The organism is Mesorhizobium sp. M0317 (assembly GCF_040321555.1).
Classification (GTDB): Bacteria; Pseudomonadota; Alphaproteobacteria; order Rhizobiales; family Rhizobiaceae; genus Mesorhizobium.
Map to the genome: position 1 here is coordinate 309,653 of NZ_JAMYRV010000002.1, position 16,892 is coordinate 326,544.

The window sequence follows — 16,892 nt, forward strand, 5'->3', positions numbered from 1 at the left end:
CCGCGACACCTCCCGGACAGTGAGAGTGCGGCAGAAGTAAGTCGTGTCCAGCCGAAATGTGGTCAGCGTCGGGTCACAGCCATCGCACTGTTGCGCGAAAGCCAGAATGGCGGCAGGAACGCCGGAATGTTGGAGAAGGGCAATACCTCGGGTTTGAGCCTGATGCCCAGCACGTCGCGCATGAAGGCGCGGCGCGCCTCGATGCGGCGCCATGCCTCGGGATAGCGGGCCGCGATCTCCTCGCGCAGGGACTCATCGGCAAGCGCGATACCGTCTTCGATGTTGGTGGTGAAATAGCTGGTTCCGGTCGCCGGAATGATGTCGACCTGCAGCGCCATGCCCGATTGCAGCTTGATGTCCGAGCCGGAAAACACCGGCGAATGCATCCATTCGTCCATATGGACGAGATGGCCGGGATTGAGCGAGACGCCGAAGAACGGGTCGCCTATGCGGTCATGCACGGCTTTCCAAAGCGCTCCGCCGGCAGCCCCGATGCCGATGGTCTCGTACCAGTCGACGACGGCGGCGAAATAGGGCGCGACCAGCTTGTCGATATAGTCGTCGATCTCGCGCGGCAGTTCGGCCGCGCTCTCGACCAGGAAGCCGGCGCGGGCGTTGAGCGAGCCCTGGATGCCATAGGCCATGGTGACGGGATCGCCGCGCTTGATGATGTCGAGGCGCGGGCTAGGCAAGCCGTAGGGCGCACGCCTGCCGGCGGACAGCATCGGGTGGCAGCACAGGGGCAGGCCGTTGATCCCCATCAGCCGCGCGGCCTGCAATTCGCTCATGCCGGGCTCAATATTCCCAAGCACGTTGCGCAGGCCCTGCGAGGAAAAGGTCGCGGCGAATTCGAAGGACGCCAATTGGTCTGCCTCGTTGATGGCGCGTAGGCCGTCGGATGGGTTCATCAACAGGTTGGCGGCGTTGGCCACCGCGCCTCTGTCGCCGGCCAGTGTGCGCAGCGTATCGGCGATGAAGGACGGCAGGTCGAGCGTCGTCTCGCCAAAGCCGCCATCGCCGGGGCCGAACGGCTTCCAGCTGATGGCGCCGATCTTCTGGCCGGCTTTCAGGCCGCAGGCGGCAAGCGTGTCGGATAGAGAGGCCGAGCGGTCGCGTGGCTGCGCCGGCAGCGAGAAGGTCTGGTAGAGGACGCGCTGGTAAGGCCCGTCGCAGATTTCGGCATAGCCCCAACCCTCATTGCCGACGAGAAGTTTTGGCTGGCTGCCGGGAACGATGACCAGCAGCGTCTCCTCGAAACGCGGATCGTAACCACTGAGATAGGCGACATTGGCCGCGTGCTCGCGGTCGCCATAGACGGCAAAGGCGTCGAGCCCGGCCTCGGCGCCGCGCGCCAGCAGAGCCTCGATGCGCGCTTCGTAGGTCCGCCGCTGAACTAGCGGCATCACTGTTGGTTCGCCGAATTCAGGAAGGTCTATGGTCTTCAGGGCGACAGCCGAAACAGGCATGAAGATGGCTCCAATGGATTCCTGCTGGCGCGTCAAAGCGGCCGCGCCGCATCGGTGGCTGCAAACGGCGAATTGTGCAATAGGCTTCGCCTTCGAACCATTCGATCCAGAGGTGACGGCGCCATGAACAGTTTCTCCTCCCGTGTCGCCACCGCCGCAGCCGCGATCCGCGAGATCTTTCCCGAAACGCCGCTGCAGGAAAACGATTATCTGTCGAAGAAGACGGGGGCTCGGGTGCTGTTGAAGCGCGAGGATCTTTCGCCGGTGCGCTCCTACAAGATCCGCGGCGCCTTCAACTTTTTCCGCAAGGCGCTTGCCGCCGGCAACGAGGCCGAGCTGTTCGTCTGCGCCTCGGCCGGCAACCATGCGCAGGGCTTTGCCTTCGTCTGCCGCCATTTCGGCAAGAAGGGCGTGGTCTTCATGCCGGTGACGACGCCGCAGCAAAAGATCGACAAGACGCGGCTGTTCGGCGGCGATTTCGTCGAGATCAGGCTGGTCGGCGACTTCTTCGACGACTGCTACCGCGCCGCCTTCGAATTCACCGAAAGTTCCGGCGCGCATATGGTGCCGCCCTTCGACCACAAGGATATTATCGAGGGGCAGGCGACGGTCGCCTATGAGATCGCCGACCAGATGCCAGGCGCGCGCATGCCCGACATCATCATGCTGCCGGTCGGCGGCGGTGGCCTGGCCGCGGGGGTGACGCACTATTTCGCCGATCAGCAACGTGACGCGCGCTACGTCTTTTGCGAACCGGCCGGTGCGCCGAGCCTGCATCAGAGCCTCGCCAGCGGCAAGCGCGTCCGGCTCGCCAATGTCGACAATTTCGTCGACGGCGCGGCGGTGGCCGAGATCGGCCGCGAGCCGTTGCGCCACCTCAAGGAGTTCGCCGCTCAGGCGGTGCGGCTGATCCCTGAGAACCGGCTCTGCGCCACCATGATCGAGATGCTCAACATCGAAGGTGTGGTGCTGGAGCCGGCCGGTGCCTTGGCGATCGACGCGTTGAAGGATTTTTCGCGCAAGGAAATCCGCGGCAAGACCATCGTCGCGGTGGTGTCGGGCGGCAATTTCGATTTCGAGCGGCTGCCCGACGTGAAGGAGCGGGCGCTGCGCTTCGAGGGGCTGAAGAAATACTTCATCATCCGCTTTCCGCAGCGGCCGGGCGCGCTGCGCGACTTCCTCGAACTGCTCGGTCCCGACGATGATATCGCCCGCTTCGAATATCTGAAGAAATCGGCACGCAATTTCGGCTCTGTGCTTATCGGCATCGAAACCAAAGACCGGCGCAACTTCGATCTGCTGAGGGCAAATTTCGAGGCCGAGGGCGTGCACTATCAGGACATCACCGACAACGAGACCCTGGCCGGGTTCATCATATGAGCGGTACAGCCTGCCACCCGAAGCTCGAAGAGCGAAGGGTGGTCTTCGTCGCGCTGTTTTCCGGCATCAACGTCGGCGGCAACCGCATCGTCAAGATGGCGGAGTTGCGAGCGTTTTTCGAAGAGTTCGGTTTCTCGGACGTCGCCAGCTATGTACAGAGCGGCAATGTCGTGTTCCGGGCCAGGAAGGGCGACGCCGCCACGCTGACGAAACAGATCGAAGCCGCTTTCGAGAAGAAATGGGGCTTTCATTCGCGCATCATGGTGCGCGATCTCTCCTGGTTCGAACGGTTGGTGAAGGAGAATCCGTATCCGGAAGTCGCCAGCGATCCGACCAAGCTTCACGCCTACACGCTGGAGCGCCAGCCGACGGCGGACGAGATCGCCAGGCTTGCCGAAAAATGCACCGGCCCGGAAAGCTTTGAGGTCAAGGGCGACGTGCTTTACCTCAAGGCGCCGGACGGGCTCGGCAAATCGGTGTTCGCCGGGCTGATCCCGCGCATGCTGAAAGTGCCGGGCACCGCGCGCAACTGGCGGTCGGTGCTGGCGCTGCTGCAGATAGCGCGTTCGCTTTGAACCGCTTCTGCGTTGCGGTCGCGATGCTAATTAAGCCTCGGCTAAACAACAAGGGCGGCGCGGCGGCGACTCACTACAAATTGAGTTATGGCGATACTTTCGATTTTGACGGGGTGCCCGACCCGGACAGCAGCGCATCGAGGAGCGGAGGCCGCTTCGGCTATACGATCGGTGGCGGTGTCGAATGGGCCTTCGCCGACAAATGGACCACGAAGCTGGAATACCAGTACTTCGACTTCGGCAAGGTCCGTTTGACAGATATCGAGGGCAACGACGCAAGGGTGAAGATCGACGCCCATACGATCAAGATCGGCCTGAACTACAAGTTCTGATCGATCCGTCGTTCCGACAATTCATATGGCGTCGCAACCAAGTGACGCCATAACGTTGTCCGGGGCTGGCAGCTTCCGGCGTTCGGCGTTGCGGCTGACCGCAGATCAGGTCGCCGGAGCCTGCTTCCACTCGAAAGTCAGCTCCTCGCGGAAGGCGAAGCGCTTGATGTGATCGGCAACGACGCTCTCCATGCGCTCCAGCGATCCGCTTTCATCCGTCGACACCGTGATATGCAGCGCTGCCGCATCGGCATCGAGAACCGTGCGGCCGAGTGACAGATCGATGGTGCCGTGGTTCGGATCGAACTCGACGGGAAATTTGTGCGCCCAGTGCTTGCACAACTGCTGCAAATAGCGGCTGGCATACGCGGTGGAGACATCGGCACGGCTGGTCGGCATAAATGAATTCTCCTGGGTGAGGCACTGGCTTTGCTTGGCTGGCGCGACAGGCAGGTAAATAGGTGCCGTTGCTCGAAATGGCAAAGGGGCCGGCTTGTCGGCGCGGCCGCCTCGCTCAAGATGGCGTGATCGCTACCAGGTGCCGGTGTTCGGCATCGATGCCCACGGCTCAGCCTTGGGCTTGGCCGGGCCCTTCTGCAGCAGTTCGAAGGAGATGCCGTCCGGCGACTTGACGAAGGCCATGTTGCCGTCGCGCGGCGGCCGGTTGATGATGACGCCATTGTCCATCAGATGCTGACAGGTGGCGTAGATGTCGTCGACCTCATAGGCGAGGTGGCCGAAATTGCGTCCGCCCTTGTACTCCTCCGGGTCCCAATTGTAGGTCAGTTCGATCAGCGGCGCCTTCTCAGTGATGCCGCTTTCTACATCCTCGGAGGCGGCGAGGAAGATCAGCGTGAATCGGCCCTGCTCGTTTTCGTAGCGGCGCACTTCCTTAAGGCCGAGCTTGTTGCAGTAGAAATCGAGCGAGACATCGACGTCGGCGACACGGACCATTGTGTGGAGGTAGCGCATGGGATTTCCTCGGGGATGTTTGGGTTGCGAGGCAACATAAGGTCCACCCCGCCGAAGGGCAACGAGCATCGGACTGAAAGTGGTCACCGGTTTGACAAAGCGCCGGACACAAGTGGTTGCCGATTTCGGCGAAATCCCTTGCAAATTGCCGACCGGTTGACCGCCTTGATGGATCGTCATTGCTGTCGGCAGCGACGCCGGCAAACAACAAGTCAGCTATTCCTGTATTCAACCGTGAAAAAAGGCACGGCAGGTCTTGCACACCCCGGAAGCGGCGGTGTTAATCTAATGTCAAGAATCACTTGCGGTTTTCTTGAAAAAAGGGGGCGTTCTTATGGGGGATAAGGCCTCTTTCACGAGGCGGGATGAGAACCTTGACGACGCCCTGAAGCGCGACAGTGGCGGCGATAGCGCCGACCTTGTCGAAATCGCCGGCGCCATCAAATGGTTCGACGTGGCCAAGGGCTACGGTTTCATACTACCCGATGACGGTTCTTCGGGCGACATCCTCCTCCATGTCACCTGCCTTCGAAAGGACGGTTTTCAGACTGCATTGGAGGGCGCGCGTGTCGTGTGCCTTGTCAAGCACGGCGACCGTGGTTTGCAGGCGTTCCGGGTGCTGTCCATGGACACCACTACGGCGATCCATCCGGCCGAGATGCAGGAACAGCGCACCCATGTGGCGGTGACGCCGGAAAGCGGGCTCGAGCGGGCGCTGGTCAAGTGGTTCAACCGCACCAAGGGCTTCGGCTTTCTGACGCGCGGCGAGGGCACCGAGGATATCTTCGTCCATATGGAGACGCTGCGCCGCTATGGCATCACCGAGCTCAGGCCCGGACAGGTCGTGCTGGTGCGTTTCGGACGCGGTGACAAGGGCCTCATGGCTGCCGAGATTCACCCCGATATGGGCACCTTGCCGGTCGCGCATTAGGACGCGAGCCCTTACGATGAACTCCAGTCGACCAATTCAGGACGGCTCTTTTTCTTGGTTTCACCACGATCTTATCCGAATACCTGAGACCACTTTTAGGGATCATGGTCTTTGGTCGAGGATTTCCAATGGCGTACAGGAACTGGCTGACAGCGGGCGCGCTCTGCGTCATCGTTGCGGTAGCCGCAGGCGCTTACTTCTATTCCGGGCAGCCGACCGCATCCCAGCAGACGATCGCCGGCGGTCAGGCGATGATCCTTCCCGTCGATCCGACACCCTTGGTCGTGGCGACGAAAGGCGGCGATAAATCCTTTTCGATCGAAGTCGCCGACACCGACTCGGAACGCGAGGCCGGCCTGATGTATCGCCAGGATATGGCCGACAATCATGGCATGCTGTTCGTCTTCGAGATGCAGAAGCAGGTCGGCTTCTGGATGCACAACACGCCGATGCCGCTCGACCTGATCTTTGTTGGACAGGACGGCAAGGTCCGGGCCGTCAAGCACGGCACTCCATTGTCCGATGCAGTCATCTCGCCGGGTGTGCCAGTGCGCTTCGTGCTGGAGCTCAAGGCCGGCACCGCCGCCAAAAACGGCATCGACCATGGCGATCTGCTGCGCCATCCGGCCGTCGGCACTGTGTCCGGCCCCGGCATGCCGCCAACGGACAAGGGCAACGCGCCCACGCCCGGCGCCGGCTGAGCCGCTCCCGATGCAATTCTTCTCCCATGACGGGTTCGACTTCGCCTTCCTCGACCGCCGGCCGGCGTCGGGGGCGGGCGATCCGGTGCTGATGATCCACGGCTTTGCCTCCAGCCACTATGTCAACTGGGTATCGCCCGGCTGGTTCAAGACGCTGAACGATGCCGGCTATCGCGCCATCGCCTTCGACAATCGCGGCCACGGCTCGTCGTCGAAAAGCTATGACGAGGCCGACTACACCCCGGCCAAAATGGCTTCGGACGCGGCGGCCCTGCTCGACCATCTCGGCATCGGCCGCGCGCATGTCATGGGCTATTCGATGGGCGCGCGCATCGCGGCGTTCCTGGCGCTGTCCGATCCCGACAAGGTGGCGACGCTGGTCTTCGGCGGCCTCGGCATCGGCATGGTCGACGGCGTCGGCGACTGGGATCCGATCGCCGAGGCGCTGCTGGCCGACGATCCGGCCGCCACCAGCCATCCGCGCGGTCGCTCCTTTCGCGCCTTTGCCGATCAGACGCGCAGCGACCGCCGGGCATTGGCTGCCGGCATCGCCACGTCGCGCGAACTGCTCAGCGAACACGACATGACGCGCATCGCCCAACCGACGCTGATTGCGGTCGGGACGACAGACGATATCGGCGGCTCGCCCGACGAGCTCGCCGCGCTGATGCCGAATGCCAAGTCATTTCACATCGACGGCCGTGACCATATGCTGGCGGTGGGCGGCAAGACCTTCAAGCAGCGGGTTTTGGAGTTTTATGCCGAAAATCCGCTTTAACCGGTAAGCGATTTTCGGGCGATATGGATTGGGCGGCCGGCGAGGGGTGGCAAACAATGGCACAATGGGGAAGAAGCGCCGACGCTCTGCCGGGCCCCGTCGTGACAAGCAAGTTCGGCAAGCGTTCCGTCATCCTGGCGCTGCTCGCCTTCGGTGCCGGTGTGATAGCGCTGACCACAATGGTGGCGCTGCCGACCCACGCATCCGAGCGTGCCCAGAACATCGCCACGGGTTTCTTCATGGCGGTTTTCCTGCTGGCAGGGCCGTTCGCGCATATTGCCGGATTGATTTTCGGGCTGATGGCGCTGGTGCGTTCGAACGATAGCCGCGTGCTTGGGGTCGTCGGCATCCTGCTCAACGGCGGCTCCCTGGCGGTTGGCTTCCTGCTGCTTGTGGCAATGGCATCGACGATAGGCGCTTTCACCTGATCGGGGACGAGTAATGGCCGGATGGGGAAGAAGCACGATAGCAATGCCCGGCGTGGTGGGGCGGAGCAGCTTGGGCAAACGCTCGGTGATCCTGGCCCTGCTGGCGTTCGCAATGGATTTTGCGGCGGTGGTCACGCTGGCGTTGATGCCAGGCGAGGCGTCGCTGGCCGCTCAAAACGTCCTCGGCGGGGTTTTTCTGGTGGTGTTTCTCGTTGCGGCGCCGCTGGCGCACATCACCGGCGTGGTTTTTGGCTTGATGGCACTGGGACGTTCAAACGACAATCATGTCCTCGGCATCGTGGGTATCCTCCTCAACGGGCTGTCGTTGGTGATCGGCCTGTTCTTTGTTTGGGCGGCCACCAAGTCCGTTGGCGCCTTCAGGTGATCGATCTTCGTCTGGCTTGCAGCCGGAGGCGGTGCCGCTTTGGTTGATCTTCTCGTCACCTACATGGAGATGCGCCCGCGCGATTTGGCGCCTGCACGCGTCAGCCCTGCAGCAGCGACCACGGTGGCGCCGGAAAGGCTGGACTGCGCCGCTTACATCGACCTCTACCGCGCTGTCGGCGAGCCGGTGCAGTGGGACCAGCGGCTGCGCATGCCGGCGGAAGACCTCGAGCGCCTGCTGGCGCTGCCCTCGACACATATCCATGTGCTGCGCGTCGAGGGCGAGGCCGCTGGTCTGTGCGAATTCAACGGCGTCGGCCAGCCTGAGGTCGAGCTGGTTCATTTCGGGCTGGTTCCCGCCTTCCAGGGTCGCAGGCTCGGCCCGTTCCTGCTCGACCAGGCGCTTCGCGCCATCTGGTCGCGGGCGCCGCAAAGGATCTGGCTTCATACCGACACCTTCGATCACCCTGGCGCGCAAGCGGTTTACCGGCGCGCCGGTTTCAAAGCCTATGCCCAGCGCATGGAGACATTTCCGGATTAGGATTTGAGCGTTTCTAGAGACCGCGCCAGGTTTTGCCTGGCCTGGGGCTCGAACCTGTGGCGGAATTCCTGCGTGTGAAAAATATGCTGGCGCGCGAGGAAAGTCTTGAGAATCGCGCCGCGGCCGGCGCGCCACATAGGCTCCTCGACCCAGCCATATTCGCGTCGGACCGCTTGTTCATAGGCGTCGAAAGCGTCGGCTGACGCACCCAGTATCGCCAGGTCCATGTCGAGGAAAAGCGCTGCGTCGCGGAGGGCGTTCTCATCGGCAAGGCCCCGTGGTTGAAGGCTGGGCAGTTCATGCGTGGCAGTGGCGACGATCATCGCCGCGATGCGGCCGAGGCGCTCCGGATCGGTGCGGGCGGCAAGTTTGTCCTGCGCAAGTGCTGCACTCCTGGCCTCGTTGTCCTTGGCGCGGCTGTCATATATGGCGTCATGGAACCAGATTGCGGCTTCGACGGCGCCGGAATCATGCAGCGATGCTCGATATTCGTCCGCCAGCGCCAGCAACGCCTCGATATGGGCGAGGTTGTGATAGTGGCGATCCGGAGCTTGATAGAGCGCGGAGAGCGCGCGTTTCAGCGGAGCGTCGATCAAGGGTTCGTTTTCCATGGCGGCTTGAATTTCCGTGAACCAAATCCATTTCACCGAGCACTAAGGAAAATTGAGTTCAATCGTGCTATGATCTGGCTTATATGTGCCGCCGGAGAATAGGCAAGCGGCCAGGACGCAGGACAAGACGTCGATGAACAGCATCAGCATTTCCCGCCCCACAATGGTCCAGCCGGTCGATCCGATCTGGCGTTCGGTCCGCGACGAGGCGATGGAAGCGGTCAACCGCGACCCGCTTCTGGCGGCGTTCCTCTATTCGACCATCCTCAACCAGGAGAGCCTGGAGGAAGCTGTCATCCATCGGCTCGCCGAGCGGCTCGCGCATCAGGACATCGGCTCCGACCTCATCCGCCAGACGTTCAAGTCGATGCTGGCCGACGACAAGGAATGGTCGTCGATCGTGCGTGTCGACATCCAGGCCTATTACGACCGCGACCCGGCTTGCGACCGCTTCATCATGCCAGTGCTCTATTTCAAGGGTTTCCACGCCATCCAGACGCATAGGCTGGCCCATTGGCTGTGGAATCAGGGCCGCAAGGATTTCGCGCTCTATCTGCAGAGCCGCTCGTCCTCGGTGTTCCAGACCGACATCAACCCGGCCGCCCGCATCGGCAAGGGCATCTTCATCGACCACGCCACCGGCCTCGTCGTGGGCGAGACGGCGGTGATCGAGGACGATGTGTCGATCCTGCACGGCGTGACGCTGGGCGGCACGGGCAAGGCCGGCGGCGACCGCCACCCCAAGATCCGTTACGGCGTACTGATCGGCGCCGGCGCCAAGATTCTCGGCAATATCGAGATCGGCCATTGCTCGAAGATCGCGGCAGGCTCGGTCGTGCTGTCGCCGGTGCCGCACAACAAGACGGTTGCCGGCGTACCGGCCCGCGTCGTCGGCGAGACCGGCTGCGACCAGCCTTCGCGCCAGATGGACCAGCTTTTGCCGTCGCAATCGATGGACCAGGTCGTCAGCTTCGACATCTGATTTGCAACACCCGGCGCGCCGGACTGAAGTCCGGTTGCCGGCGCCGTTGCCTCTGAAGCATGATGCCGAAAAGTGTGAGGCGGTTTTCGGACGACATCATGCTCTACCTCCTTGATTTAGAGGCGGATTTGGATTCGACCTGAAATCATCCGGCCCCAGGGTTCGCGTTCTATCCAGCCGGCTTGCCTTTACATCGCCATTGTCGACGTGCCAGAAGCGCGTTCCAACGAGCAAGCCCGACGATCGGAGAAGACTTTTGAAGCCGGACGAAATCAGAAAGCTGGACGCCTATTTCAAGCGCGTCTTCCAGAATCCCAAACTCGAGGTGAAGGCGCGGCCGCGCAAGGAAGATTCGGCCGAGGTCTATGTCGGCGACGAGTTCCTCGGCATCGTCTTCAAGGACGAGGACGACGGCGACTATAATTTCTCGATGGCGATCCTCGACATCGATCTGGCCTGATCGCGGAACTGCGGATCGGAGTTGCCTATCTCCAACGAAGTGGGGAGATGAAGAGCAAGCCTCGGCGATCCTTCCCACCCCCCTCTGTCCTGCCGGACATCTCCCCCGCAAGGGGGGAGATCGGCAGTTCCTCGGCTCTTCTTCTGCAACCTCGATAATTGGCGAAAGCAGTGATGGGGGCGTAATCTCCCCCCTTGCGGGGGAGATGTCCGGCAGGACAGAGGGGGGGTACTGTCCCGCCAACGTTCGTAAACTTCTGCGCCGCTTCGCTTCGCACGAACAGAGGCAGGCTAGCGCCCCGTCTTCAGGACGCGCGTGGCCTCGGCGACGATAGCGGCGTCAAGCGCTGGCCAGTTGCCCAGCAACTCCCGGGGAAAGCGGTAGGTCAGGCTGAGGCTGTCGCCGACCTGGATGTCGCGCTCGCAGGGCGCCAGCGATTCCTCGGCGCTCGGTCCGCTCAGGCAGCGGGCGACGAACGGGTCCTTGCCGGCCCGGTCGGCGACCGCAAGCACCTCGTTGAGATAGCCTGATTTTTCGCTAAAGCCGTAAATCGTCGTGCCGCCGGGGCCGGGCGCGCCGGGCTGGCTGATCAGCGCGCTATAGATCGGCGCGAAACGGCCGCTCATGTCGCGCGACATCATCTGCGGTTCAAACGACAGGAAGATGATGTTCTTGGCCGTGCCCGTGTGGTTGAAATCGTCGCGTGCGGCTTCGCTGTAGCCGTCCATCTGGGGATAGCGCAGATAAAGGTCGAGGCGCGAAGCGATGCCGTCGCGCCGCGCCTGCAGGAAGCGGATGGCGTTGGCCGGCACGGCAATGACATTGTTGCCGATCACTACCCTGTGGACCGTGGTGTCGTCGGTGTAGCCGGCCATGGCGATCGAGCGGCCGAACCACTTTCCGCCAAGGCTGATCGCCAGCGACAGCAGCGCCAATGCGGCAAAAGCATAGAACACCCGCTTCATCAGCACGGAATCGACGACGTTGAACTCTTCTGCGGTCGCTGCCTGCTTCATCGCAATCCCCATAGTCGCCGCCCTCTGTCCCTGGGCGGCACACATGCCGCGGCATGGCTCTTGCTGCGCTGGACGCGACTGTGCGATTTCATGGTAAACGGAAGGTAAAGATGAGCCTGCTACTGCCCGTTCTCTTCGCTTTTGCCGTCGGCCTCACCGCCTGCGGGCTTACCGGGTCCGTGATGGAACTGGCGGCGGGCCGCCGGCTTGCCTTTGCCGAGCCTTATGTGTCGCCAGCGTACATCCTGCGCTCGCTGGCCGCGACCGCTTGCGCCGGGCCGTTCATGCTCGCCAACGATGCGCTCGATGCGCGGCGCGAGAGCCGCCTTTCGACGCTGATGCTGATGTCCTGCGGCTGCACGGTGATCGCCTGGGCGCTGACGCTGGGCATCGTGCTGATCGCCATTGCCTCCTGGGGCATCGGCTCTCCTGGTGCGCTTCAGCTTTTGGTGGAATCGCTGGCGCGGTATTTGCCTTGAGGCAATTGCGGGAGAAAACCGGCACGCGGTTTTCCTCGGATTGTTCTAGGGTTTGTCCCGGCCTGCGACGAATCGGAGACTGCAAATGCCGACCTACGCAATCGACGGAAAAGCGCCCCGTTTCGAGGATGCCGACAGCAACTGGATCGCGCCGGACGCTACGTTGATCGGCGACATCAGCGTCGGCCGCAATGCCGGCTTCTGGTTTGGCGTGGTCATCCGCGGCGACAACGAGGCGATCGTCATCGGCGCCGACAGCAATGTCCAGGAACACACGGTGATGCACACCGATCCCGGTTTTTCCCTGACGATCGGGCAGGGCTGCACGATCGGCCACCGCGCCTTGCTGCATGGCTGCACGATCGGCGACAACAGCCTGATCGGCATGGGCGTCATAGTCCTCAACGGCGCCAGGATCGGCAAGAATTGCCTGGTCGGCGCCGGCGCGCTGGTCACCGAAGGCAAGGAGTTCCCCGACAATTGCCTGATCGTCGGCTCGCCCGCGCGGGTGATCAGGACGCTGGACGACGCCGCGGTCGCCAGGCTGCGCGCCTCGGCCGCGCACTATGTCGCCAACGGCAAGCGCTTCAAGGCCGGGCTGAAGAAGGCCTGAACTCTATTCCTGTTTGACGATGATCTTTCCCGAACGGCGGGTCAGCGCAGCAAAAATCGTTTCTCGCTTTCGCTGACGCGGTCCTTCGGTTCGGGATCATGGTCTGAAATGGTGGAGCCGGCCCGGGGACGGGGCCGGCTCCTTAAAACCCGGTCGTTGGGGACGGGGAGGGTGGGGACTCGACCGGGCTTTCTCGTTAGGCACGTCGCATTATTCGATGTGCTTGACCTCTGTGATGGCGTCCTAGCGGACGCTGGCAACCGCGTCGGCGCGACCGTCATTGATCGTCACCCACACGCCGGAATTCTGGTCGGACTGGCGCTTCAGGTAGGTGTAGTCGGTGTCGGTCCAGGACAGCACCTTGGAGTCCAGATTGTCGAGGATGAACTCGCCGAGGCTGGTGCGCACGGTCAGCACCGCGTGGCCGTCGCCATTTTGTTGGCGCGCCACGGTCATCAAGAGATTGCCGGCGGGAACGCCGAGCGCCATCAATTCGCGGCGCTTCTCCAGCGCATAGTCCTCGCAGTCGCCGAAGCCGCTGTCGGGATAGGACCAGACCTCTTCCTTACCCCACATTTCCATATCGGTGCGCGGCACGATCCGGGTGTTGACCGAATTGTTGACGTCGACGATCGCCGCCCACAGCTTGCGGGTCAGTTCGACCGGTGCCTGCTTCGGCGTGCGCTGAGCGCACTCCTGCGGCAGCTTCTGGCAGAATTCGTAGTGACCGACCGGCTGTGTCGTGCGGCCGCCAGTGTGCATGTAGGCCGGTCCTGCTGCTTGCGCCGTTCCCCAAGCGGAAAGCTGCATCGCCATTGCCAAGAGCAACAGCTTGCCCCAAATCTTTGCCATTCGTCAGTCTCCCCGTTTGAGGAGACAATGACAGCGTTGGATTTATTCGACGCAAAAACCCGAAGTAGACATTGAGTAAAAGCTCAATAGAATACGCGTAAAATTTGACCTATTTTAATATAAAATCGTTCAGGTCTCGGCGTAAACCCGCGGTGTCGGGGCGCGGATTTCCGGGTGGAGCCGTGGATTTGCTGCGTGCCGCTACAAGCTGGAGAGGCAGGCGGAACGCCGGCAACAAAAAACCGGCCGCGCAGGGCCGGTTCGTTTTTGCTGCCTGTTGCCGATCGTTCAGGCGCGCGGGGCGTTGAACTCGGAATCGAGCGTTTCCGGGCGTTGGATGACGGCGAATTCGATGGCAACGCCATCCTCGAAATGACGCACCACCTGGCCACGCATGGTGCCCAGCATGACCTGGATGCCGAGCGCCGGCTTGACGTCGATCTCGACCGCCGCGCCCGACAGCGACAGGTCGATGATGCGGCACTGATACTGGCGCCCATCGGTGAGCTGCAGCACGCTTGTCGGGTTGCGCGGCGCCACGCGTTCGTGGCGGCGGTCTTCCGGCAGGTCGAGTTCATGCTTGTTGGCGAGCCAGGTCAACTGCGCCGCCAGTTTGTCCTTCTTGCGATCCGAAGCAATGACGGTCATGGCAAAGCCGTCCTGCGAGGTGCGCGTCACCACGCCCTCGATACGGCCGATATGATCGATATAGGCAATGATTTTTTCGCCCGGCATGCCGACGCGCTCGGTGCGCAACGCGACATTGCCCGGCGACATGTCGACGACCTGGCAAGGGTGCTCGGTGCGGTCCTCCAGCATGAAGCGCCCGTAGATCTTGACCCGGACGCGCTGAAAGTTACGCCTTTCGGCGCGGGACGGTGCGTATTCGACCGCCGCTGACCTCATGACTGCCTACACCCCGTTGGCATTCCCGCGTCGTGCGTGGAATCTCGGCAAAAACTACAGCCAAGCAGGTTAACAAAGGGGAAAAGTGGGCCCCCGATAGTTAAGATTAGCGCCGGCTTGGAGACTATTGCTCGCGCCCGCCGTCGAACACGACGAGGTGGCGGATACGGCGCGACCGACCGAGCGCCGAGATGGTCTCCGGCGCTTCGAGTTCGGGAGCCAACGACGGAACGGATATTTCCGGCCGGTTTTTCAGGAACATCGGGTCCTTGTCGGGATCGATGACGCGGATGGCATCGATCAGCGCATCGGTGATCGGGTCGGCGCCCAGCCAGAACGGCTTTTCCACGGCGCTGATGACGCCGAGGCAGCGCGGGTTCTCGACGCCGCCATCGAGCGGCAGCGCAAGCAGTTCGAAGTGGTTGGAACGGCCGTTGCGGCTGAATCCCTCATAAGTGATCAGCACCACGGATTTCTGCTCGAAAACGCCGTGAATGAGGCGCGACACCAGCCGCTGGTCCTTCTCACGCCATAGCGAGGGGAACGAAAAACCCTTGAGCTCGCGGCCGTAGCCGGCGCAAAGCCTGGTGCCGGCAAGCCGGAACACCGCTTCGCCACGCGTATCCCTTTCCAGGATGAAGGTGTCGGCCAAAAGCGCCTTGATGTCGGCAGGTTCGATCTCCGAACGCTTTGGGGCAGGACGTCCACCACGCAGGCGATTCCAATAATGGAACAGCGCGATTGATCCGTTCTGGTTCATGCTATTAAACTCCGCGCATTCTGCCGTCTGATGGTCCCATCGGTGAACAGAAAGGGCGCCCTCCGATGACCTACATGCGTTCCGGAGCAGGATGCGTGCCAGCGTCGTTAAGACTTGTTCACGGGTCGGGGGCGTTAAGGTTAACAAGTGGTTTACGTTGCGCGCGCAGGCTTGCCATGGCACACCAAAACCACTCCAGAAGCGGTCGTTTCGCGACGACCAACAGCACTTCGGTCAATAGTTTTAGGGGAGCAGGGGGCTCGACCAGCCGTTCAAGGGAAACCTTGGACGGCTTCTTTTTGATTCGCGGTTTGTGATTCGCGCTTTGTGATTCGTAGTTTGTGATTTGTCCGGGCATGGCCTAGATGCTCGCGACACGCAAATCCCTGGATCAGAGCATATGAGCGAACCGGCCGGCCCCCTGGAGACCGAACAGACCGCGGAGGCGCCGCCGCCGCGCCGCGAGCCGGTGTTCAACCTGCCACCGGCGGTGCTGGCGGTGATCGGCATCTGCGTTGCCGTCTTCCTGCTGCAGCAATATGTGCTGACCGAAGAGCAGCAGATAACATTGCTCACCGACGGCGCCTTCATTCCGGTCCTCTACACCGGCCAATACGGTTTCGACTGGTTCCTCTTCACCCGTCCTTTCACCTATGCCTTCATGCATGGCGGCGTTGCTCACATTGCCATCAACATGGTTGCGCTGGCCGCCTTCGGGTCGCCGCTGGCCAACCGTCTCGGCTGGTTCTGGTTCGCCTTGTTTTTCGCCGCCACCGGGCTGGCCGCGGTGGTGCTGTTCTGGGCGGTCCATCCATATGGCGAAGCACCGCTGGTCGGCGCTTCCGGGGCGATATCGGGCATGATGGGTGCGGCGGCTCGCTTCGGGTTCCGTACCGACCGCTCCTCCGGCAGGGCGGCCTTTGCCGGTCCCGTGCTGCCGATCGCAATGGTTTTGCGCATGCGCGGCGTCGTCAATTTTCTCGGCGCCTGGATGGTCATCAACCTCGCCACCGGCCTTTACGGTCTCGGGCTCGGAGAACCCGGCCAGATCGCCTGGGAAGCGCATATTGGCGGCCTCGTCGCAGGCTTCTTCGGGTTGCGCTGGTTCGACCGGCACTGGCGGGCGCCTGAATGGGAGATCCCCGACGACCAGCGCACCCCCGACTAGCGCACTCTATTGGCGCACCCCACTGGCACACTTGAAAAGCAACCGATCACGGCGCACGATGTTCACTCTTATGTGAAGCCGGTCAGGGCGGGAACTGGCTAGCCAAGCAGGAGGAGGAGGACGCCATGACGGTTAAGGCAATTCTCGAGAGAAAAGGCCATGACGTGTTCACGCTCGGGCCGAATGTAAAGCTCAGCGAAGCCATTCGAATCCTGGCCGACCACAAGATCGGTGCACTGGTCATCACCAATGGCGATCGCAAGATCGTCGGCATCCTTTCCGAGCGTGACATCGTGCGGGTCGTTGCCAGGGAAGGCGCTGCCGCACTTGATATAACGGTACGCTCGGCGATGACGCCGAAAGTGAAGATCTGCAACGAGAACCACACGGTCAACGAGGTGATGGAGATCATGACCAAAGGCCGTTTCCGCCATCTGCCGGTGGAAAAGGATGGGCTGCTCGACGGCATCGTGTCGATCGGCGACGTGGTCAAGCGCCGCATCGAGGATGTCGAGCGCGAGGCCGACGAAATCAGGGCCTATATCGCAACGGCCTGA

The 16,892-nt window shown here is 62.1% G+C and carries 23 protein-coding genes; 15 read left to right on the top strand and 8 right to left on the bottom strand.

The window, feature by feature from the left end; genetic code table 11:
- Positions 1-62: 62 nt before the first annotated feature.
- Positions 63-1,466 carry an aminopeptidase P family N-terminal domain-containing protein gene (locus NKI88_RS03800; protein WP_352653773.1) on the bottom strand — a complete coding sequence of 468 codons (1,404 nt, stop codon included), beginning with the start codon at positions 1,464-1,466 and terminating at the stop codon, positions 63-65.
- 123 nt (positions 1,467-1,589) lie between these two features.
- On the opposite strand from NKI88_RS03800, the gene ilvA reads away from it, so the two are divergent.
- Genes ilvA through NKI88_RS03815 form a run of 3 tightly spaced genes read left to right on the top strand, consistent with a single transcriptional unit; the run spans position 1,590 to position 3,753 of the window.
- Positions 1,590-2,846: a threonine ammonia-lyase IlvA gene (gene ilvA, locus NKI88_RS03805; RefSeq protein WP_023715803.1), complete on the top strand. Its 1,257-nt coding sequence runs from the start codon at positions 1,590-1,592 to the stop codon at positions 2,844-2,846.
- Positions 2,843-3,421 (top strand): DUF1697 domain-containing protein, encoded by a 579-nt coding sequence (locus NKI88_RS03810; RefSeq protein WP_352653774.1) that lies wholly within the window; start codon positions 2,843-2,845, stop codon positions 3,419-3,421. Before ilvA ends, NKI88_RS03810 begins: the two co-directional genes overlap by 4 nt.
- On the top strand, positions 3,418-3,753 hold the full coding sequence (locus tag NKI88_RS03815) for an outer membrane protein (RefSeq protein ID WP_023695392.1): 336 nt from the start codon (positions 3,418-3,420) through the stop codon (positions 3,751-3,753). The genes NKI88_RS03810 and NKI88_RS03815 overlap by 4 nt, the downstream gene beginning before the upstream one ends.
- A 105-nt stretch (positions 3,754-3,858) precedes the next feature.
- On the opposite strand, the gene NKI88_RS03820 is transcribed toward NKI88_RS03815, so the two are convergent.
- Positions 3,859-4,152: a DUF2218 domain-containing protein gene (locus NKI88_RS03820; RefSeq protein ID WP_023702485.1), complete on the bottom strand. Its 294-nt coding sequence runs from the start codon at positions 4,150-4,152 to the stop codon at positions 3,859-3,861.
- A 132-nt stretch (positions 4,153-4,284) separates the two neighbouring features.
- Complete coding sequence (locus tag NKI88_RS03825) at positions 4,285-4,725, bottom strand: VOC family protein (RefSeq protein WP_023667513.1); 441 nt, start codon at positions 4,723-4,725, stop codon at positions 4,285-4,287.
- Between the two features lie 334 nt (positions 4,726-5,059).
- On the opposite strand from NKI88_RS03825, the gene NKI88_RS03830 reads away from it, so the two are divergent.
- The 6 genes from NKI88_RS03830 to NKI88_RS03855 all read left to right on the top strand — a co-directional run bounded on the left by NKI88_RS03830 (position 5,060) and on the right by NKI88_RS03855 (position 8,488).
- Positions 5,060-5,656, top strand: coding sequence for a cold-shock protein (locus NKI88_RS03830; RefSeq protein ID WP_352653775.1), 597 nt, complete (start codon positions 5,060-5,062; stop codon positions 5,654-5,656).
- A gap of 128 nt (positions 5,657-5,784) precedes the next feature.
- On the top strand, positions 5,785-6,357 hold the full coding sequence (locus tag NKI88_RS03835) for a DUF192 domain-containing protein (RefSeq protein ID WP_352653776.1): 573 nt from the start codon (positions 5,785-5,787) through the stop codon (positions 6,355-6,357).
- A 10-nt stretch (positions 6,358-6,367) separates the two neighbouring features.
- Positions 6,368-7,135 (top strand): alpha/beta fold hydrolase, encoded by a 768-nt coding sequence (locus NKI88_RS03840; RefSeq protein WP_352653778.1) that lies wholly within the window; start codon positions 6,368-6,370, stop codon positions 7,133-7,135.
- Between the two features lie 101 nt (positions 7,136-7,236).
- Positions 7,237-7,563, top strand: coding sequence for a hypothetical protein (locus NKI88_RS03845; protein WP_352596614.1), 327 nt, complete (start codon positions 7,237-7,239; stop codon positions 7,561-7,563).
- Between the two features lie 70 nt (positions 7,564-7,633).
- On the top strand, positions 7,634-7,948 hold the full coding sequence (locus tag NKI88_RS03850) for a hypothetical protein (RefSeq protein ID WP_023822943.1): 315 nt from the start codon (positions 7,634-7,636) through the stop codon (positions 7,946-7,948).
- A 39-nt stretch (positions 7,949-7,987) separates the two neighbouring features.
- Positions 7,988-8,488: a GNAT family N-acetyltransferase gene (locus tag NKI88_RS03855; RefSeq protein ID WP_352596616.1), complete on the top strand. Its 501-nt coding sequence runs from the start codon at positions 7,988-7,990 to the stop codon at positions 8,486-8,488.
- Here NKI88_RS03855 and NKI88_RS03860 read toward each other — a convergent pair.
- Positions 8,485-9,099, bottom strand: a complete 615-nt coding sequence (locus NKI88_RS03860) for an HD domain-containing protein (RefSeq protein ID WP_023822941.1) — start codon at positions 9,097-9,099, stop codon at positions 8,485-8,487. The genes NKI88_RS03855 and NKI88_RS03860 overlap by 4 nt on opposite strands.
- 133 nt (positions 9,100-9,232) lie before the next feature.
- On the opposite strand from NKI88_RS03860, the gene cysE reads away from it, so the two are divergent.
- Positions 9,233-10,081, top strand: coding sequence for a serine O-acetyltransferase (gene cysE, locus NKI88_RS03865; protein ID WP_023667506.1), 849 nt, complete (start codon positions 9,233-9,235; stop codon positions 10,079-10,081).
- Between the two features lie 256 nt (positions 10,082-10,337).
- Positions 10,338-10,541 carry a DUF3126 family protein gene (locus NKI88_RS03870; RefSeq protein ID WP_006200852.1) on the top strand — a complete coding sequence of 68 codons (204 nt, stop codon included), beginning with the start codon at positions 10,338-10,340 and terminating at the stop codon, positions 10,539-10,541.
- A 290-nt stretch (positions 10,542-10,831) separates the two neighbouring features.
- Here NKI88_RS03870 and NKI88_RS03875 read toward each other — a convergent pair whose 3' ends face one another.
- The gene (locus tag NKI88_RS03875) at positions 10,832-11,557 is read right to left on the bottom strand and encodes a hypothetical protein (RefSeq protein ID WP_352653781.1); all 726 of its coding nucleotides are present in this window, start codon (positions 11,555-11,557) and stop codon (positions 10,832-10,834) included.
- 110 nt (positions 11,558-11,667) lie between these two features.
- Between NKI88_RS03875 and NKI88_RS03880 the strand changes: the two genes are divergently transcribed.
- Both NKI88_RS03880 and NKI88_RS03885 read left to right on the top strand, forming a co-directional pair.
- A complete protein-coding gene (locus NKI88_RS03880; RefSeq protein WP_352653783.1) occupies positions 11,668-12,036 on the top strand; it encodes a DUF6949 family protein in 369 nt (122 codons plus the stop codon).
- An 85-nt stretch (positions 12,037-12,121) separates the two neighbouring features.
- Positions 12,122-12,649, top strand: coding sequence for a gamma carbonic anhydrase family protein (locus NKI88_RS03885; RefSeq protein WP_023667503.1), 528 nt, complete (start codon positions 12,122-12,124; stop codon positions 12,647-12,649).
- A gap of 243 nt (positions 12,650-12,892) precedes the next feature.
- Here the strand turns inward: NKI88_RS03885 and NKI88_RS03890 are convergent, their stop codons facing one another.
- The 3 genes from NKI88_RS03890 to NKI88_RS03900 form a co-directional block, all read right to left on the bottom strand.
- Positions 12,893-13,501: a transglutaminase-like cysteine peptidase gene (locus NKI88_RS03890; RefSeq protein ID WP_023729811.1), complete on the bottom strand. Its 609-nt coding sequence runs from the start codon at positions 13,499-13,501 to the stop codon at positions 12,893-12,895.
- A gap of 288 nt (positions 13,502-13,789) precedes the next feature.
- Positions 13,790-14,407 carry a PilZ domain-containing protein gene (locus NKI88_RS03895; RefSeq protein WP_023667501.1) on the bottom strand — a complete coding sequence of 206 codons (618 nt, stop codon included), beginning with the start codon at positions 14,405-14,407 and terminating at the stop codon, positions 13,790-13,792.
- A 124-nt stretch (positions 14,408-14,531) separates the two neighbouring features.
- Positions 14,532-15,167 (bottom strand): PAS domain-containing protein, encoded by a 636-nt coding sequence (locus NKI88_RS03900; protein ID WP_352653786.1) that lies wholly within the window; start codon positions 15,165-15,167, stop codon positions 14,532-14,534.
- A 400-nt stretch (positions 15,168-15,567) separates the two neighbouring features.
- Here NKI88_RS03900 and NKI88_RS03905 point away from each other — a divergent pair, with 400 nt between their 5' ends.
- Both NKI88_RS03905 and NKI88_RS03910 read left to right on the top strand, forming a co-directional pair.
- Positions 15,568-16,335 carry a rhomboid family intramembrane serine protease gene (locus tag NKI88_RS03905; protein WP_352653788.1) on the top strand — a complete coding sequence of 256 codons (768 nt, stop codon included), beginning with the start codon at positions 15,568-15,570 and terminating at the stop codon, positions 16,333-16,335.
- A 125-nt stretch (positions 16,336-16,460) separates the two neighbouring features.
- Positions 16,461-16,892 (top strand): CBS domain-containing protein, encoded by a 432-nt coding sequence (locus NKI88_RS03910; RefSeq protein ID WP_023667498.1) that lies wholly within the window; start codon positions 16,461-16,463, stop codon positions 16,890-16,892.

Coding starts and splice junctions, on each gene's coding strand:
- NKI88_RS03895 (WP_023667501.1), bottom strand. CDS start 14,407: ATGAGGTCAGCGGCGGTCGAATACGCACCGTCCCGCGCCGAAAGGCGT.
- cysE (WP_023667506.1), top strand. CDS start 9,233: ATGAACAGCATCAGCATTTCCCGCCCCACAATGGTCCAGCCGGTCGAT.
- NKI88_RS03875 (WP_352653781.1), bottom strand. CDS start 11,557: ATGAAGCAGGCAGCGACCGCAGAAGAGTTCAACGTCGTCGATTCCGTG.
- NKI88_RS03885 (WP_023667503.1), top strand. CDS start 12,122: ATGCCGACCTACGCAATCGACGGAAAAGCGCCCCGTTTCGAGGATGCC.
- NKI88_RS03830 (WP_352653775.1), top strand. CDS start 5,060: ATGGGGGATAAGGCCTCTTTCACGAGGCGGGATGAGAACCTTGACGAC.
- NKI88_RS03840 (WP_352653778.1), top strand. CDS start 6,368: ATGCAATTCTTCTCCCATGACGGGTTCGACTTCGCCTTCCTCGACCGC.
- NKI88_RS03860 (WP_023822941.1), bottom strand. CDS start 9,099: ATGGAAAACGAACCCTTGATCGACGCTCCGCTGAAACGCGCGCTCTCC.
- NKI88_RS03880 (WP_352653783.1), top strand. CDS start 11,668: ATGAGCCTGCTACTGCCCGTTCTCTTCGCTTTTGCCGTCGGCCTCACC.
- NKI88_RS03890 (WP_023729811.1), bottom strand. CDS start 13,501: ATGGCAAAGATTTGGGGCAAGCTGTTGCTCTTGGCAATGGCGATGCAG.
- NKI88_RS03825 (WP_023667513.1), bottom strand. CDS start 4,725: ATGCGCTACCTCCACACAATGGTCCGTGTCGCCGACGTCGATGTCTCG.
- NKI88_RS03810 (WP_352653774.1), top strand. CDS start 2,843: ATGAGCGGTACAGCCTGCCACCCGAAGCTCGAAGAGCGAAGGGTGGTC.
- NKI88_RS03910 (WP_023667498.1), top strand. CDS start 16,461: ATGACGGTTAAGGCAATTCTCGAGAGAAAAGGCCATGACGTGTTCACG.
- NKI88_RS03835 (WP_352653776.1), top strand. CDS start 5,785: ATGGCGTACAGGAACTGGCTGACAGCGGGCGCGCTCTGCGTCATCGTT.
- NKI88_RS03800 (WP_352653773.1), bottom strand. CDS start 1,466: ATGCCTGTTTCGGCTGTCGCCCTGAAGACCATAGACCTTCCTGAATTC.
- NKI88_RS03900 (WP_352653786.1), bottom strand. CDS start 15,167: ATGAACCAGAACGGATCAATCGCGCTGTTCCATTATTGGAATCGCCTG.
- ilvA (WP_023715803.1), top strand. CDS start 1,590: ATGAACAGTTTCTCCTCCCGTGTCGCCACCGCCGCAGCCGCGATCCGC.
- NKI88_RS03905 (WP_352653788.1), top strand. CDS start 15,568: ATGAGCGAACCGGCCGGCCCCCTGGAGACCGAACAGACCGCGGAGGCG.
- NKI88_RS03820 (WP_023702485.1), bottom strand. CDS start 4,152: ATGCCGACCAGCCGTGCCGATGTCTCCACCGCGTATGCCAGCCGCTAT.